18 protein-coding genes are annotated in these 16,991 nt (G+C 46.7%); 9 read left to right on the forward strand and 9 right to left on the reverse strand.

What is annotated here, in order from left to right:
* Position 1 precedes the first annotated feature (1 nt).
* From A8707_RS11880 to A8707_RS11920, 9 genes are all read left to right on the forward strand, one after another.
* Complete coding sequence (locus A8707_RS11880; protein WP_068817218.1) at positions 2-1,129, forward strand: ferrochelatase; 1,128 nt, start codon at positions 2-4, stop codon at positions 1,127-1,129.
* A 118-nt stretch (positions 1,130-1,247) separates the two neighbouring features.
* A complete protein-coding gene (locus tag A8707_RS11885; protein ID WP_082906334.1) occupies positions 1,248-1,979 on the forward strand; it encodes a ZIP family metal transporter in 732 nt (243 codons plus the stop codon).
* 115 nt (positions 1,980-2,094) lie between these two features.
* The gene (locus tag A8707_RS26855; protein WP_231948030.1) at positions 2,095-2,502 is read left to right on the forward strand and encodes a hypothetical protein; all 408 of its coding nucleotides are present in this window, start codon (positions 2,095-2,097) and stop codon (positions 2,500-2,502) included.
* A gap of 114 nt (positions 2,503-2,616) precedes the next feature.
* Complete coding sequence (locus A8707_RS11895) at positions 2,617-3,132, forward strand: universal stress protein (protein ID WP_068817222.1); 516 nt, start codon at positions 2,617-2,619, stop codon at positions 3,130-3,132.
* 1 nt (position 3,133) lies between these two features.
* Positions 3,134-3,922 carry a hypothetical protein gene (locus tag A8707_RS11900; RefSeq protein ID WP_068817224.1) on the forward strand — a complete coding sequence of 263 codons (789 nt, stop codon included), beginning with the start codon at positions 3,134-3,136 and terminating at the stop codon, positions 3,920-3,922.
* 65 nt (positions 3,923-3,987) lie between these two features.
* Positions 3,988-5,061, forward strand: a complete 1,074-nt coding sequence (locus A8707_RS11905) for an alkene reductase (protein ID WP_068817225.1) — start codon at positions 3,988-3,990, stop codon at positions 5,059-5,061.
* Positions 5,062-5,255: 194 nt separating this feature from the next.
* Positions 5,256-7,877, forward strand: coding sequence for a cation-translocating P-type ATPase (locus A8707_RS11910; RefSeq protein ID WP_068817227.1), 2,622 nt, complete (start codon positions 5,256-5,258; stop codon positions 7,875-7,877).
* Positions 7,878-7,999: 122 nt separating this feature from the next.
* Complete coding sequence (locus A8707_RS11915; protein WP_068817229.1) at positions 8,000-8,482, forward strand: transposase; 483 nt, start codon at positions 8,000-8,002, stop codon at positions 8,480-8,482.
* A gap of 70 nt (positions 8,483-8,552) precedes the next feature.
* The gene (locus tag A8707_RS11920) at positions 8,553-8,903 is read left to right on the forward strand and encodes a cupin domain-containing protein (RefSeq protein WP_068817231.1); all 351 of its coding nucleotides are present in this window, start codon (positions 8,553-8,555) and stop codon (positions 8,901-8,903) included.
* Positions 8,904-8,911: 8 nt separating this feature from the next.
* Here the strand turns inward: A8707_RS11920 and A8707_RS11925 are convergent, their stop codons facing one another.
* From A8707_RS11925 to A8707_RS30475, 9 genes are all read right to left on the reverse strand, one after another.
* Complete coding sequence (locus A8707_RS11925; RefSeq protein ID WP_068817233.1) at positions 8,912-9,607, reverse strand: 2,3-bisphosphoglycerate-dependent phosphoglycerate mutase; 696 nt, start codon at positions 9,605-9,607, stop codon at positions 8,912-8,914.
* Positions 9,600-10,796 (reverse strand): MFS transporter, encoded by a 1,197-nt coding sequence (locus A8707_RS11930; protein WP_068817235.1) that lies wholly within the window; start codon positions 10,794-10,796, stop codon positions 9,600-9,602. The genes A8707_RS11925 and A8707_RS11930 overlap by 8 nt, the downstream gene beginning before the upstream one ends.
* A gap of 79 nt (positions 10,797-10,875) precedes the next feature.
* The gene (locus A8707_RS11935; RefSeq protein WP_068817294.1) at positions 10,876-11,598 is read right to left on the reverse strand and encodes a cytochrome b/b6 domain-containing protein; all 723 of its coding nucleotides are present in this window, start codon (positions 11,596-11,598) and stop codon (positions 10,876-10,878) included.
* A gap of 64 nt (positions 11,599-11,662) precedes the next feature.
* Positions 11,663-12,652, reverse strand: coding sequence for an L-lactate dehydrogenase (locus tag A8707_RS11940; RefSeq protein ID WP_068817237.1), 990 nt, complete (start codon positions 12,650-12,652; stop codon positions 11,663-11,665).
* 41 nt (positions 12,653-12,693) lie between these two features.
* On the reverse strand, positions 12,694-14,211 hold the full coding sequence (locus A8707_RS11945) for a pyruvate kinase (protein ID WP_082906335.1): 1,518 nt from the start codon (positions 14,209-14,211) through the stop codon (positions 12,694-12,696).
* A gap of 162 nt (positions 14,212-14,373) precedes the next feature.
* Positions 14,374-14,922 (reverse strand): DUF3122 domain-containing protein, encoded by a 549-nt coding sequence (locus tag A8707_RS11950; protein ID WP_068817239.1) that lies wholly within the window; start codon positions 14,920-14,922, stop codon positions 14,374-14,376.
* Between the two features lie 24 nt (positions 14,923-14,946).
* Complete coding sequence (locus A8707_RS11955) at positions 14,947-15,342, reverse strand: rhodanese-like domain-containing protein (protein WP_231948032.1); 396 nt, start codon at positions 15,340-15,342, stop codon at positions 14,947-14,949.
* Between the two features lie 569 nt (positions 15,343-15,911).
* Entirely contained in the window at positions 15,912-16,571 is a 660-nt protein-coding gene (locus tag A8707_RS11960) for a DUF305 domain-containing protein (RefSeq protein ID WP_197484737.1), read from the reverse strand.
* A 253-nt stretch (positions 16,572-16,824) separates the two neighbouring features.
* A complete protein-coding gene (locus tag A8707_RS30475) occupies positions 16,825-16,986 on the reverse strand; it encodes a phosphoketolase family protein (protein ID WP_331711711.1) in 162 nt (53 codons plus the stop codon).
* Positions 16,987-16,991 lie beyond the last annotated feature (5 nt).

Raw genomic sequence — 16,991 nt, forward strand, 5'->3', positions numbered from 1 at the left:
GATGAGTCATCAACCTCAAGCATCGCATTCAATCACGCCGCATAACGACGATCGCGAAGCCTTGCAGACAGATCGAGTTGCAGTTTTGCTTGCAGGATATGGCGAAGTGCAATCGTATCGCGATCTGAGTCGTTACAACCAAGCTGCGAGTAAGTACATTGCGGCTCAGTTTTTGCCCATTCCAGAGTGGCTCTATCCTACGGCGGGTCGGCTGCTCGCGCTCCAAGATTTATACAATTTTGGGGTCAAGCATGATCATTTCATCTCCCCCGAAAATGAGATGTTTGAAAAACAGCGGTTTGGGATTGAGGAACAGCTACAACACCAGTGGGGAGATCGTGTCCAGGTGTTCAAAGGCTTTTATTTCTGCCAGCCTTTTGTGCAACAAGTTGTGACAGATATCATTCAGCAAGGCTTCCAGAATTTGCTGATTTATCCTTTGCTGGTGGTAGATTCCGACTTCACAGGTAAAATCGCTGTCGAGCAGGTTAACGAAGTGATTGCAGCAACCGCATCGCAAACTGAGCCTCCACAGTCTCCCTTCAAGACAATTCGATATATTCCAGCCTTCGCGACTGAGCCTGCTTACATTGATTTGCTGGTGCGTCAGCTAAAAGAGACACTGGTTCAGCCATTCGCGAATCGCTTTTCTGAGTCTCAGATTGGCGTTGTCTTAACCGTTCACGGAGGTCCAGAAGAAGCCAACGGATTGTTAACTGGAGTGATTGATGGGCAAGCCCTTTACGATCGCGTAAAAGTGCAGCTACAGCATGAATATCCGCTGATCTCAATTGGTTGGATCAATCATGATATGCCTTTGATCAAATGGTCACAGCCCAATCTGAAACAAGCCGCGAAAAACCTGATCAAAGCAGGTGCCCAAATCATTTTATTTAAACCGCTCGGCTGGGTAACAGAGAATTATGAAACCATTCTAGATGTCGAAGATGCGATCTCATCTTTGCAGCGTCAGTATCCCACGGTGACTTACACACGGCTTGATTGCGTGAATGACGATCCCGATTTTTTGAAGATAGCAGCAGAGTGGGCAAATCCGCATATCGAAGCTATGTTGCCAGTGATGCATCGCCATGAGCATGTTCAAACTAGAAGGCTTAGTTTTGACTGAACTTTGCAATCATCAGTCGCATGAGTACAGCCATTCTCATTGTGAAATCATCGCCGATCGCTGAGCGAAAAATTGGGGATCTTTACGTGACGTGCATTCAATCTAGCGGAGGCTGACTGTGCAGGAATTTCTGTTTGCTCTCACTCTGTCAGCTTTGCTTGTGATCAGCAACTTCATGGGAGCCATGATTGCTGAAGCATTACCCTTATCAAAACGAACATTAGGACTGGCACTCCATGCCGCTGGTGGGGTGCTACTCGCGATCGTATCTACCGAACTGATCCCTAGAGTCGTTATTGCCAAACCTGAGTGGGCAACGATTCTAGCGTTGTTTCTCGGTGGAGCTTTTTTTGTCTGGGTGAATCAGCTTCTTAACTTAGGCAAAAATCGATTGCGCGGCGTGGGTCACGATACTGTTGCTTGGGTGATCTTTCTGAGTGTGGCGATCGACTTATTTGGCGATGGGTTAATGATTGGCACTAGTTTGACGATCGCGCCTCATTTAGGGGTGAAACTCGCATCAGCGAGGGTTGTCGCTCACATTCCAGAAGGCTTTGTGACCAATGCAGAGTTCAAGAGTCAAAAGATGCCACGAACAGAGCGCTTTTTGCTATTAGCGGCATTGATCATTCCTATTTGGTTGGGCACAGCACTGGGCTATTGGGGTTTACGCGGACAAGCGGATCTTCCTAAGCTCGTTGTGCTTGCTTTTACAACAGGGACATTGATCACGGCGATCGTCGAAGAAATTCTCCCTGAAGCCCATCAAACTCAGGATACAAACGGGTCAACTTTGACGTTTATCGGAAGTTTTGCACTGGCGATGCTATTTTCTGCCTATCTGGAGTAGTAAATTTTTGACATTGGATAAGGGCGGTAAAAGCATCCCAATTCGAGCAGTGTATCGATGAATTCATTCTGTGTTTGACCTGTTTATAAGGGTTCAATTAACTGGGGGAAAGATCGTGGTTGCTTCAGCACAAATAAAGAATGCGACTCAGATTGATCAACTCTGCATTAATACCATCCGTACTCTATCAATGGATGCAGTCCAGCAAGCCAATTCTGGTCATCCAGGAATACCAATGGCACTCGCGCCCGTTGCTTACTGCTTATGGCAGCAGTTTCTGCGCTTTGATCCCGACGATCCGATCTGGGCAACCCGCGATCGCTTCATTCTCTCAAACGGACACGCTTCGATGTTGCTCTACTCACTGCTGCATTTGTGCAGCGTGAAAGCGGTAAACGCTCAGTATGAAGAAGTTGGTACACTGTCCGTTATCCCGCAATACGACGGCTGGAATAATTCGGGAAATTATGGCGATCGTCTCAGGGTACAACCCGATGGCAAGCTGTATCTTAATCTCCCTTGATGGGCGATTTTGATGTTTGGGAAGCAGTAAAACAGCAAGAGATTGATATTTAAGGCAACTCATCTTGAGCGTTCATTCAATAGTTAAAATCACCTCAATAGAAGGAAAACTTATATGTTTCAAAAGATCCTAGCTGCAATAGACTCGTCTACGATTGGACAACAAGTTTTTGACGAGTCCATTGCTATCGCCAAATGGAGTGATGCCAGCCTGATGCTGTTGCATGTGTTGTCAAACGAGGAAGAAGGCAGCCCTGTGCTGCCTATTTATGCTGTTGCGTCTCCCTATCCATTAACCCTTGAAGGCTACCCAAATCCTTTAGATTTCGATGTGTTTCGAGAGCAGTGGAAGAGTTATGAACAAAAAGGTCTGGCATTATTGAAAACATTTACGGATGAAGCAATAGCGGCAGGCGTGAGAGCTGAATTCACTCAAAGTCAAGGCAACCCAAGTCGAACGATCTGTGATTTAGCCCGCACCTGGGAAGCTGACCATATCGTTATAGGCAGGCGGGGGCATTCTGGGCTTAGTGAGTTATTTTTGGGCAGTGTCAGCAATTATGTTCTTCATCATGCTTCTTGTTCAGTGCTAACGGTGCAAACAATTCTAGCAAAACCTGACCCTTCATAAAATGAAACTCTTTACCCAAGACTCCTTTGACCCCGATCGACTACGACAAATCGCTACATTTGCCGCAGTTTTCGGCGGCATCGCGGTCAACACGATATCTAACAACCTCTTTCCCCTCAACGGGGTGCCGATGGGTGAACTTTCCACCACCCTCTTTGCTGCCGTACAAATCATCCCCGCTGACTATGCCTTCGCGATTTGGGGACTGATTTATCTCGGTCTGGTCGCTTTTGCGATCTATCAAAGCCAATCCACACAACGCCAAAATTCTGGCTTGCAGCGCAGTGGCTACCTGCTTGTATTCGCTTCTCTGGCTCAATGCGCCTGGATTTATTTATTCCTTGCCCGTCTTTTTCCGTTATCTACGATCGCCATGCTGGGGATCTTGCTTCCGCTGATTGGGATGTACCAACAGCTTGGCATTGGTCAACAGCAAGTTTCACTGCCAGAACGCTGGTTCATTCATATCCCCATCAGCCTTTATCTGGGCTGGATTACGGTTGCCACTGTGGTCAACGTCGCGATCTCACTCTATAGTCTCAACTGGGATGGTTGGGGCATCGCTCCAACCGCTTGGGCTGTCGTGATGATGGTCGTCAGCACTGCGATCGCGATCGTCATCACCAGTCAACACCACGACATCGCCTTCTCGCTTGTCGTTGTTTGGGCATTAATCGCGATCGCCGTTCGGCAGATGGATACGCCGTTGATTGCAGTGACAGGTATGGTGATGGCGATCGTTCTAATATTAGTCTCCGCTATTTCTGCTTACCGATTAATAAAATTATAAGAATTGATATCATGTCCATTCAAGAACACCTAACCGACCTGGCTTCTAACCAGGAGATTTGTAAGATGAATATTCTTTTCAAGCCACTCCAGATGGGTGATCTGACGCTCCCCAATCGGATTTTGATGGCTCCGCTTACCCGTTCTCGTGCCGAAGACGGGCATTTACCAACTCATTTGATGGCTGAATATTATGCCCAGCGAGCCAGTGCGGGGCTGATTATTGCTGAAGCAACCATGATTATGGTCGGCAACTCTGCTTTTTGGCACGAACCGGGAATTTACTCCGATGCCCAGGTCGCTGGGTGGCAGAAAACGACGGATGCGGTTCATGCTGCTGGTGGTCGGATTTTTCTGCAAATTTGGCATGGAGGTCGGGCTTGTCATCCGCTACTAAACGATGGTCAGCAGCCCGTTGCTCCCAGCCCGATCGCGATTACAGATGATGAAGTCCATACCCCAGAAGGCAAAAAGCCCTATGTTATGCCACGAGAGCTACGGGATGATGAACTGCCCAGCATTGTAGCGGGTTTTAGGCAGGCGGCAGTCAATGCAAAAGCCGCAGGCTTTGATGGTGTAGAAGTTCATGGTGCAAATGGTTATCTGTTGGATGAGTTTCTGCGGGATGGCTCGAATCATCGGACGGGAGCCTATGGCGGATCGATCGACAACCGGGCGAGGTTGCTGCTTGAAGTACTCGCGGCGGTATCCGAGGTCTGGGGTCGCGATCGCGTTGGGCTGCGGATCTCACCCCTCAATAGTTTCAACAGCATGATCGATAGTGATCCGATCGGATTGTCTACCTGGCTGGCAACTAAACTCAACGATTACCATCTTGCCTATCTCCATGTGATGCGAAGCGATTTTGCCCAAAAGCAGCATGGGGATATCTTGACTCCGATCCGTGCCCACTACAAAGGAATACTGATCGGCAATATGGGATACACCGCCGCCGAAGCCACTGCTGCCATTGATGCGGGACAGCTTGATGCAGTTGCCTTTGGTTCTAGTTTCCTGGCGAATCCCGATCTGCCGGAGCGGATTAAACTCGGTGCTGCGCTTAATCAACCCAACCCGGCGACATTCTATTCTCAGGGTGCAGTGGGATACACGGACTATCCAACCTTGAGCAAAGCATGAGGTGTTGATTCGTTAAGACTGCCCTTAGGGCAACGGGTGGTGGCGGTAAAACAAATTAAATAAGAGTTGAAATGTACTCCACCACCCCAGGGTTGAGTAGCTCAGACTATTGACCTCACAATTTCCTCAAACTTGGCATTTAGCATCAAGCTTAATTAACCTATTTCTGATGTTTCACAGAAAAAATTAAGATTATGGTTTCTCCAATTGATCTCAATACCGTGGCTGGCTTATCTGAGCCAGACGCAATCGCCCGACTCAAACAAGACGGCTACAACGAACTGCCCTCGGCTCAGTCTCGAAGTCTCTGGTTGATTGCTTGGAATACGTTTAAAGATCCGATCTTCCTCTTGCTAGTAGGGGGTGGCATTATCTATTGGATTTTAGCCGACATCCAGGAAGCTTTGATCTTGTTAGGTTTCGTCCTTTTCCTGATGGTGATTAGTCTCTACCAAGAAGGCAAAACTGAACATGCCCTAGAAGCCTTACGCGATCTTTCCAGTCCTCGTGCTTTGGTAGTGCGGGATGGACAGCGGAAACGGATTGCGGGGCGAGAAGTGGTTCGGGGAGATATCTTAGTGCTGGCAGAAGGCGATCGCGTGTCTGCGGATGCGATCGTGCTGTCTTGTACTAATCTCTCCACCGATGAATCATTATTGACTGGAGAATCTCTAACGGTTCGCAAAGTTGCTGCTGTAATTGGTTCTGGGGACAAGGTGAAGATGGCGCGTCCAGGGGGTGACGAATTGCCATTTGTCTATTCTGGAACTTTGGTGGTGCAGGGACAAGGAATCGCTCAAGTCCAAGCGATCGGTGCTCAGACGGAGATGGGCAAGATTGGCAATGCCTTACAAAAAGTGAAGCCTGAGATCACCCCCTTGCAACGGGAAATGACTCGGTTGGTGAGCCGTTTGTTTGGCATTGCCTTATCGCTGTGTGTGGCGATCGTCATTATCTATGGATTCACCACAGGAGATTGGCTCAAAGGAGTTCTCGCGGGCATTACCTTGGCGATGGCGATTTTGCCGAATGAATTCCCGGTCGTCGTGACGCTCTTTTTAGCGTTAGGAGCTTGGCGCATTTCTCGAAATCATGTCTTAGCGCGTCGGGCTTCTGCTGTTGAAACCCTGGGTTCTGCAACCGTTCTGTGTGTGGATAAAACTGGGACGCTGACCCTGAATCAGATGGCAGTACAGCAGCTATTCCCCTATCACCCAGAAAATACTCAGTCTTATGATTTAGCCCTGCATCCACAAGATCCACTACCTGAAGTGGTGCACGAATTAGTTGAGTTCTGCATTCTTGCCAGTCAACGCGATCCGTTTGATCCAATGGAGAAAGCGTTTAAGCAATTGGGCGATCATTACCTTGCCGATACTGAACATTTGCACAAAGATTGGAAGCTGTTGAGAGAATATCCGCTCTCACCGCATCTTCTAGCCATGTCTCACGTTTGGCAATCCGCCGATGGTAAGCAATATGAAGTCGCGGCGAAAGGCGCACCGGAAGCGATCGCAGATCTCTGTCATTTCACGCCCCAACAGCAGCAAACTCTCACGGCTCAAGTCAGCAAAATGGCATCTCAAGGACTGCGCGTGTTAGGCGTTGCCAAAGCCTCGCTACTCGAAGCTCCACCCGCATTTTTGCCACCGCATCCCTCGCTCAATCCCAATCATTTACCGGATCAACAACACGATTTTCCCTTCCAATTTATCGGTTTGGTTGGATTGTCTGATCCGGTGCGTCCAACCGTTGCAGCCGCGATTCAAGAATGTCATACCGCTGGGATTCGAGTGGTGATGATTACCGGGGATTATCCCGAAACGGCTCAAACGATCGCTCGACAGATTGGCTTGCTGCAAATGGGTGCGATCGTGACCGGAGCAGAATTGGAGAAAATGAGTGACGCTGATCTTCAGCAGCGCATTTCAAGTACCAATATCTTTGCGCGAACGGTTCCCGAACAAAAGTTGCAGTTAGTCAATGCCTTGAAAGACAAAGGTGAAGTTGTCGCGATGACGGGGGATGGTGTGAATGATGCCCCGGCGCTCAAAGCGGCACAAATCGGTATTGCGATGGGGGAGCGAGGCACGGATGTTGCCCGCGAGTCGGCGGCGTTGGTGTTACTGAACGATGATTTTTCGTCGATCGTACAAGCGGTCAAACTCGGACGGCGAATTTTTGATAATCTCCGCAAAGCAATGGCGTATCTAGTCGCGGTTCACATTCCGATCGCGGGGATGTCTTTGATTCCAGTCTTGTTTAAGTTGCCGTTAGTTTTGCTTCCCGTTCACATTGCCTTTCTCCATTTGATCATTGATCCTGCCTGCTCGATCGTATTAGAAGCAGAACCCGCAGAACCCAATGCAATGAAACGTCCGCCCCGTAACCCCAAGGAGCCATTGTTTGGTCGAAAAACAATCCGTCTAGCACTTTTGCAAGGACTGGGGAGCTTGGCGATCGTGCTGGCGATTTTTGGGATTGCAGTCTATCGCAAACAAGGCGAACTCGATGCTCGTACCTTGACGTTTACCACGTTAATTTTGGCAAATTTAGGCTTAATTTTGAGTGAGCGTTCCTCATCGCGCCTCAGTCTAAAAGTCCTCAAATCTCCTAACGCGGCGCTATGGTGGGTAATTGGTGGCGGACTCGTTTTTCTAGTCCTCGTGCTTTACGTTCCGTTCTTGCGGAACTTGTTTAGCTTCTCTTTTCTGCATCCAATCGATCTTGCAATCTGTTTTGCAGGTGGAGTGATTAGCTTACTTTGGTTTGAGTCTCTGAAGCTTCTGAAAAAGCCTACAGTTAAAAAATCATAGTGAAACTGCAAAGAGGCGCAATATTTTCTACCTTATCTAGTGCAGTTAATCAAATCAATCACGAAATCAAACACTAGCTAGTTAAGGTATGAATATCCCCAAAACACAGAGCAAGCCAAACGATGAAAACTACCTCAGCGATCGTAAAGGAAGCCAAAGTCGAAACCCTCGCTAAACTCTATCTGGAAAGCGATCCGGCGGAAATTTCTGATGCCACGATCACCGCACTGTGTGATTGGCTCTGGACGGAGTTTTATAGTACCCCGCTCAATCTACAATTCTCATGGTACGAGCGTTACAACAATGCCGCAGAGATGTCTGCCGATATCCAGCAAAGTCATCTTTGGGTGTCTGCCGAAAATTATGACATGAACCTGGGTCTTAATCCCATCTATAACTTCATCTTTCAGGCAATGCACGACGATGACCACTACCGCACTCACAGCGGTTTTAGCCTAGAAGGGGAAATCGCAACTTACAATGCCACTGCAAAACGTGCGCCCAGTCTAGATATTCAAAAGATTATCTATTCTGAGAGTGTGTTGAAATCGGCTGCCTATATTTTCTTGGGACATGCGCCGATCTCCAAGATTGTCTTTCCATAATTCATAGACAGCATCAATTCACGAGTGTCGTGTTTCACCTTTATCTCTCTGCAATATAAGGAGCAATCTCATGACTGCAACCCTAATGTCATCACAAACGACCGCAATTCGTTGGGCGGATATCATTGAGTATTCTCAAACTGGAGCCAAGCGCAAGATTCTGCTGAAAGATGGAAGCTGCCAATATGTGCTAGTGTCGCTGGCGGCGGGAATGGATATCGCAGAACACACTGCGGGTCGCAATGCTACGGTGAACGTGATTGAAGGACAAGGCGTGCTGACGCTGGAAAGCAAAGAGATTGTCCTGGAATCGGGAGTCTTTGCCTTTGTACCTGCTAACGCACGCCATGCAATTAAAGCAATGACAAATATCGCCTTTTTATTGACGCTCTCTGAACAGATTGCCGATTCCAAGCATTGACTTTTGTCTCAATTCAAAATAACTTTGTGAGTGATTTGACCCTGAGCATCAATGTCGTAGATGATTGGAATTGCGGTTCCTAACTCAACGTTGACAATCTCCTCTTCGGATAGATTTTCTAAGTGCTTAATGATGGCACGGAGTGAGTTTCCATGTGCTGCAATCAACACATTATCTCCGGCGATTAGGTGCGGCAAAATGCGATCGCAGAAAAATGGCACGGTGCGCTTCACGGTATCTGACAAACTTTCGCCACCCGGTGGAGCCACAGCATACGATCGTCGCCAGAGTTGCACCTGCTCTTTGCCAAATTTTACGGCGGTTTCTGCTTTATTCAATCCTTGCAGTTCGCCATAGTACCGTTCATCCAACATCGCTGTCGGATAAACGGGCAACTCTTGGTCGGGATTGCCCTGGTATTTGTCCCAACCATGCCAGTCTTTCTCCTCTACCTCATGCTTAATGATGGGAATTCTGCCATCGCAAATATCATCGACTTCTGTCAAGATGATGATTGCTGTTTCAATGGCACGGAACAGTAGACTGGTGAAACAAACTCGGACTTGATAGGTTTCGAGTTTGTCAGCGGCGATCGTGGCTTCTGCTCGTCCCTGTTCGCCCAAGGGAACATCAACCCATCCTGTAAATCTATTCTCTGCATTCCAAAGGCTTTGTCCATGACGGATCAGAATTAATTTAGCCATTATTTGTTAATTTCCGTATGGGATTTTGTGGATAAGGAATTGCTACCAAGAAATAAATAATTACAAAAATTGTAATAGTAGCTGTGGTGATAAATGTAGCGGCTACCCCAAATTTGTACCAGATTAATCCTGCTAATGAACTGGCAATCATTGTGCAGATGCTTTGAAATCCAGCAAATGTTCCGATCGCAGTGGCAGTATCTTTCTGATCGGTAATATTACTAATCCACGCTTTAGAAATTCCTTCTGTTGCAGCCGCGTAAATACCATAGAGCGCAAAGAGTCCGAAGAAAATATATAAATTGGTATTAAAAGACATACCGATATATACGATCGCAAATAAGCCAAGCCCAACCACAAATATCTTTTTTAGACCAATTCTGTCAGCCAAAATTCCAATCGGTAATGAGAATAAGGCATAGATAAGATTATAGAATATGTATACTCCAATCACCATCGAATCATTTAATCCTGCCTGTTTTGCCCTCAATAAAAGAAATACATCTGAACTATTAAATAGGGTAAAAATCAACAGTCCAATTACTACTTTTCGATAAACTAACGGACTTGATGACCAGTAGTTAAGGAAAGAGAAGAACGGGGTTGAAACTTTTTTGGTGACAATACTTTTTTTGTCTTTGAGCAAAAATGAAGCAACTATAGCCAGAACTCCAGGTAGGAAAGCGAGATAAAATAGGGTTTTATAATCCTTGGGAAAATAATAGAGATAAATTAACGCTAGGGTCGGACCAAAAACGGCGCCAAGTGTATCCATTGCCCGATGAAATCCAAAAATTTCGCCTTTTGTTTTGGGGGTTGCTTGATCGGAGAGTATGGCATCTCTTGCGCCTGTCCTGATTCCCTTGCCGAAGCGGTCAATGGTTCGAGCGCAGAAAATCCAAAGCGGATAAATAGATATCGCCATCATTGGCTTAGAAATAGCACTTAATCCATAACCTAGTTGCACAAATGGCATTCGTTTGCCAGAATTATCTGAAAGTTTACCAAAATATCCTTTACTTAATCCCGCTGTTGCTTCCGCAAAACCCTCTAATATGCCAATCAGAAGCACCGAGAAACCAATACTTTCCAAATAAATTGGCATAATCGGATACAACATTTCGCTAGCTGTATCAGTAAACAAACTAACAAGTGATAAGATCCAGACTGTTCGTGTGATGTTCTTCAAAATTATTGTCTATAATTCTGTTTTAAGGTTGAAACTGAAAATAAGCTCACAAAATTGATTGGGATTTTTAGCCCCCTTTTTAACCCCTATGCGGAATCAGAGAAATCCAAGAAAAGGCAATTCCCCCCATAATTAATATCTCAATTATCAAAAGAATGGGATTCTGCTTTTGAAACAGAATATGCTTCTTGATCCAATTGATTAATCGTTGAGGATTTAGCCAAGACTGAATAATTTTAATGAGTATCGATGGATTGTCATTGGCACGATGACCAAGATTGAGAATGGATAGCAACAATGGGATGCCGCCAACTCTGGCACTCATAAGCAAATGGGTTGCTAAACAAGCAAAAATCGCTACCCAAGAAACTAGATGTAACGAGTACCAAACATGAGTTAGTTCACCCCTACTCATCCATCCTTCATCCATCTCTCTCCCCGACACTAGGGCAAAAGTTGCTGTCAGCAGTAGCAAGGTGTTAGTTATGCGATGCAAGGTATACCACCAAATCGGTTTTCCCACTGCCTGTATTTGTTTGATTAAGTTCTCTTGAATTAAGCGACGGCGACCAGCATCGAAGCTGTAGAGAGCGAAAAATGGCATAGAAAGTAAGAATGCTCTGCCAAACAGCTTATGAATACCCATAATTTTGGGAACCACAGGTATTGGTAAATGCCCAATTCTTCCGTCATAGACGTTGTAGATTAAAACTCCAGTGAGGATGGCAATAATGATAAGGGCGGCGATCGCCCCATGCAGTATCCTGAAAGCTAATGGCTGATAAGGTTGAGATTGTGCCATTTGAATCGATTCAAAGTTTTTTTGGGGAAGCCTCATATTTAGCACAAATTCTTAGATAATTTGACTAAAGCGCCAGCGTGTCAAAAATGTCACGTAGAATCTTTGCGGAATGAATCAACTGCCGTTGTTCGATCTCATTGAGTGCAAGATTGACCGTCTTAATCACACCTTTTTCGTTCACGACAGAGGGTAGGCTGAGACAAACATCACGAATGCCATAGAAATCATTCACCAGAGAACTAACGGTAAGGACGCGCTCTTGTCCGTGCAGGATGGCTTTGACAATTTCAGTCGCTGCCAGCCCAATGGCGTAGGAAGTCGATCCTTTGCGTTTGAGGATTTCATAGCCAGCGTTTTTAACCCGCTCAGAAATCTCATCTAGTTCGGCATTGTCTGGTGCAGGGCTGTTTTCTCGATCGTACAGAGGCATTCCGGCAATGTTCACCTTGCTCCAAACAGGCACTTCACTATCGCCATGTTCACCAATGATGTAAGCATGAACGCTGTGGGGATCAATGCCCATCTTGTGTGCCAGCAGCGTCCGAAACCGGGCAGAGTCGAGGACTGTCCCAGAGCCAATCACTCTAGCAGCCGGAAAACCAGAGAGCTTGAGCGTCACATAGGTCATGATGTCTACCGGATTGCTCACAATCAGTAGCATGGCATTGGGACAATATTTGACGACATCGGCGATCAAGCTCTCAAAGATAGCAACATTGCGAACCACTAGATCCAATCGGCTCTCTCCCGGTTTCTGACTGGCTCCAGCCGTAATAATCACTAGATCAGCATTCTGTCCGACATCGGCAACAGTGCCCGCTTTAACCTCAACAGGTGCGACAAAAGGAACGCCATGCATCAGATCCATGACCTCTCCCTGAAGCCGCTCTGTCTGAGTATCTTGAAGAATCAACTCATCAAAACAGTTCTGAATCATCATGGAATAAGCGCACGCCATTCCCACCTGCCCAGCACCAATAATCACCCCTTTGCGGGGACGGATGCTGACGTTAGTTTCAACACTGAGATTGGGTGTAAAGAGGGTTTCAAACATATTTATTAGGCTCCTGCAACAACTTCTAAGGAATGACGCACTTACCAGGAGTGGAGCGCCCGGAGTTGCGGTGTTTTCTTCAATTGATGTTCTTGCATCCGCGCTAAGACATCATCCAAAATTGTTACGGCTTCAGCAACAAATGGTCCTTTGTTGAGCATGACGCACTCAGCCCGCTCTGCCATTGCTGCATCCGTCATTTCTGCTCGTGAGGGAATGCCCTTTTTCACCAGGTTTTCTAGCACCTGAGTTGCCCAAATCACTGGGATATGCGCCGCCTCACAGAGCCAGAGAATTTCTTCCTGGAGTTCGGCTAATCGTTGATACCCGATCGCGATCGCTAAATCACCTCTCGCAATCATCACGGCAAAGGGCTGTTGTCCTGCCGCTTGCACAATCAATTCAGGTAGATGACTGACCGCTTGGGGCGTTTCAATCTTAGCCATAATCGCGATTTCGCGGGGTTGAGGCATCCGTGCAGCTAACTCCTGCTGAAGGAGCTTAATATCATCGGCAGTTTGCACAAAGGAATAGCCCACAATGTCGGCATGGGCAGCGACAAAATCTAAATCCTGTCGGTCTTTATCGGTCAATGAACTGAGTTGTAGATCCGTACCGGGAAAGTTAAGCCCTTTGTCTGGCAGCAGTTTACTTCCCTTCAAACTCGCATGGGTGATGCGTAGAAGAACGCCCTTTGCGCTGAGAGATTCCACCCGCGCTCCAATGCGACCATCATCAATCCAGGCGGTTGCACCCACTTGTAAGCGATCGAGAACTTCGGGCAAAGTACACGTTGCTTGAAAACAGATCGTATCTTTCGGACTAGGCAAATCATGGGTTAAGACCAGACATTCCCCTCGAAAGATGCGATGTTTTTGATCGGGCGAGACCACCGCACCCAGCCGGGGTTTCGGACCTGCTAGATCCATTAAAACTTTGCAGGTCTGTTTGGTTTCAGTTTCTGCGCGACGAACATTGTCAATCATCGCTTTCCAAAGATCAGCACGATCGTGGGCACAGTTAACGCGGACACAGTTGGTTCCTCGCTGAAGCAGATCTCGCACAAATTCGTAGTTGCTGGCGGCTTCTGATGGCAATGTCACCATGATTCGGACTCGGCGATGCGCTAAAGTCTGACCAAACACAGCCTCGGTATGTTGTTGAAGTAAGCAATCTCCCTCCAAAAACGCCTCGATCGTAGGGCGGCTAGTCGTGGACTTGATCTGACAGATTGCTTCTAGCGTTGCAATAACCGCATCTAAGCTAGGGATGACTCGCGCTTCTAGACGACCGAGTGAGGACAATCCCCAAGGTATTAAGGCAGCTTGCAGTGGGCGGAGGTCGTGTCGGCGTAGCGCCACGTAGTGAGCAAGATTGAGTTCACTGCTGAGAAATACCTGACGCTGAATCTGCGATCGCCACGGATCAAAAATCTCTTGCCCTTCCTGAACTACAATCTGCCGCAGTTTTTGCAATGTCTCTAGCAAGACGCATGGGTTATACAGATCTAACGCGGAGTAGTCAAGCTCCTGGTCACGTTCTAGAGTGGAAACCGCCATAAGATAGCCTCTTAAAAAAACTGCGCTAAAACTCTATTTTGTTTTGCTATGAGAACTTTCAGTTAGGAAACGGATTGAAGCAACAGAAAGTATTCTTTTAGGACTACCGTAGAGCGTTGGGATACAAAATGCGTGCATCGAACCAGCAACTACTCAGCACAGCTACTCCCTTGAAGCAGAGAGGGTCTGCCACTCTTGGACAAAGGATGGTGGCACGGATAGCTGAATGTCCTCACTATCGATCGTTGGCAGCGTCAAGCTGAGGGGAACTTCTGGCTGTAACTGTGCTAACAACGGCTGAAGATCATACTCTCCGACATTCGATTCGGGAGCGGATAAATCGGTAAAAATAAGGCTGGAGTTATCATCAGCAGTTAACACTTCACCCATAGAATTAGTCAACAGCAAGGGTTTACTGCGGTCAATTTCCACAACACCGGGGAATCCCACTAAACGCAATTCAAAACTTGTTTTGTCATTAAGGGAGACACGTTTAAAGGCAATCGCCTGCCAGCTATTTCCGTGCTGATCTTTGAGGGTTTGCCGAGATTGGTAAACCATTTGTCCTGGGGCTTCCTCTATTTGCCTAATTGCTGCGGCTGCATCGGGAGTCGTGCCTATCCCTATTACTAACCCCAAAAACACAGTCAACGCTAGGCTTGCCAGTAATAGAAACTGAGCAAGTATTTTTCTGATGACATATCCGAGCATAAAAATTCCTCTTTTTGATTAAACCTACTTTTCTAAAGGTTCTCCTGCCGCTTTCCAACCTTGAAGGCTAGGAGGAAAAGCCCGGGCATTAGTATGTCCTAACATTTGTAACGTCATCACTCCCATTGCCGTTCGATAGCCTGTCGCGCAATAGAGAATTACGGGGCGATCACTAGGAATTTTATCAAGATTGGCGATTAAGGTTTGCAAGGGGATGTTGATGGCATTTGGAATGTGACCGGAGCGATATTCAGAAGGCTGTCTGACATCAATCAATGTGGCATTATCGCTCTTGACAATACTTTTGAGAGCGTCTGTATTTGCGATCGCGTAATAATCGCTAGGCAGAGAAGTTAAAAAATGATCGATCGCTTCTGATAATTGAGCTTCGGGCATTGAATTAGCAGCGGTGACTGGCATGGGTGCTATCTCCAAAGTCCAAATAAACAGTAACGTTCCCAGTAATAATGTCAGAAAAAGTCTCTTCATACTGCACCATTTGTCATCATCTGACTCAAAATCTTTTGGACAATTTGCACTCCTGTCACAGCTTAAATCCACAGGGTAATGGGGTGGAAGAAGCTGAGATAGGGCTTGAGTGCTGCTAGACTATCAAAACTCATAACGGTTATCTCCAAAGCTCTTGAGTCTATGAAATTTGCTCGATCTTGAAGATGAAGATTGCTTGATTTGAATTAAAAACGCCGATCTCCAATTTCTATCCTGACAGGCTGTTGGGTTATTTACTGGATGAATTGGATGAATTGATTGAACACGTTACAAAACTTAAACCACTAGCAGTTTTCTTTCTCCTTCTACCTGACAATAGCGGCTAACACCAACAGTAATACGATCAGCAGAGTTTGAATGCCTAGCAAGCCTGCAAGCGGAAGCGATTTGATCTAGGTGGAAGCGATCTTCCCTACCGTGAGAGGCAACACCCCAAAAAGTCCTTTCATTTTGAATCCCCCTTTTGAGCAGGAAGATGGCTACCTGAACCAGGCTTGCTGCCACTGCTGCATTTGCTTGATTTCAACCGTCTGACTTTTAATAATGGACTGCGCCAGAGTGCGAATTTCGGGACGAGTTCTCTGATTCAGCACCATCTGAGCCATGTGAACTGCCATCAGATGATGAGGGATCATCTGATAGATGAATTCTTTGTCAAAGTCTGAAGCATTCTTGAGAACAATGAGGTCAGTATGCATCATGCCATTTTGGGTCATCATGCCCTGCCCCATGCCTTGACCACTACCCATCATGCCTTGACCATTCCCCATCATGCCTGTTCCCATGGCTACCTGCGGTACATCTTTGCCGTACCAGGCTTTGTACCAGCCCCGCATTTGTTGGATCTCGCGGGTCTGATCCCGCTTGATTGCTGCTGCCAATTTTTTAATTTCAGGACGTTTGGCATCGATCATCGCCAAGTTTGCCATTTCCACTGCATCCTGGTGATGGGGAATCATCATCTCAATAAAATGCTGATCGGGTCGAGTCATCATGCTGCTCTGGGGAGCAGGAGCTTGAGTTCTGGCAGGCTGATCTGGATGAATTGATTGAGCCTGGGTGCGATTTGCAATCAGTAATCCTGCCAAACCACCGCTTGTTAATAATCCTACAAAACTATAGATAATCGTCTTGTTCATGATTTTATTGACTTACCTGTATGAGAGGAACGAATGTCCATATTTCTACTGTTATCCTGACGGACGGCTGGGTTATTTGCTGAATGAATTGCATGAATTGATTAAGCATGTTGCAAAACTTATCATTGCTATGAATTCTTTTTTTCTTCCCTCTTTGGTCTGAATTCCGGTGTTTCTAAATGCAAGTATCTTCTCGTTACCAAACTCCAGCTTAGTAACCAGGGGATCGATCGTAATGAGGAAATCGAGAAGCTCAGTACGACCATTGCCAATTGAGGATCTCAGGCGTATCCTCTCTGTGTTGCGTGATGTGTTGCCTGTGATCGATGAGCTTGTCGCGGAGAAGCTGTTTAGCTTGAGCATGAATCGCTTGGAGTTGGGGGACGCAGTGACCTCTTTGTTTGTGGAGTTCCAACAGAC

Source organism: Phormidesmis priestleyi BC1401 (assembly GCF_001650195.1).
Lineage (GTDB): Bacteria > Cyanobacteriota > Cyanobacteriia > Leptolyngbyales > Leptolyngbyaceae > Phormidesmis_A > Phormidesmis_A priestleyi_B.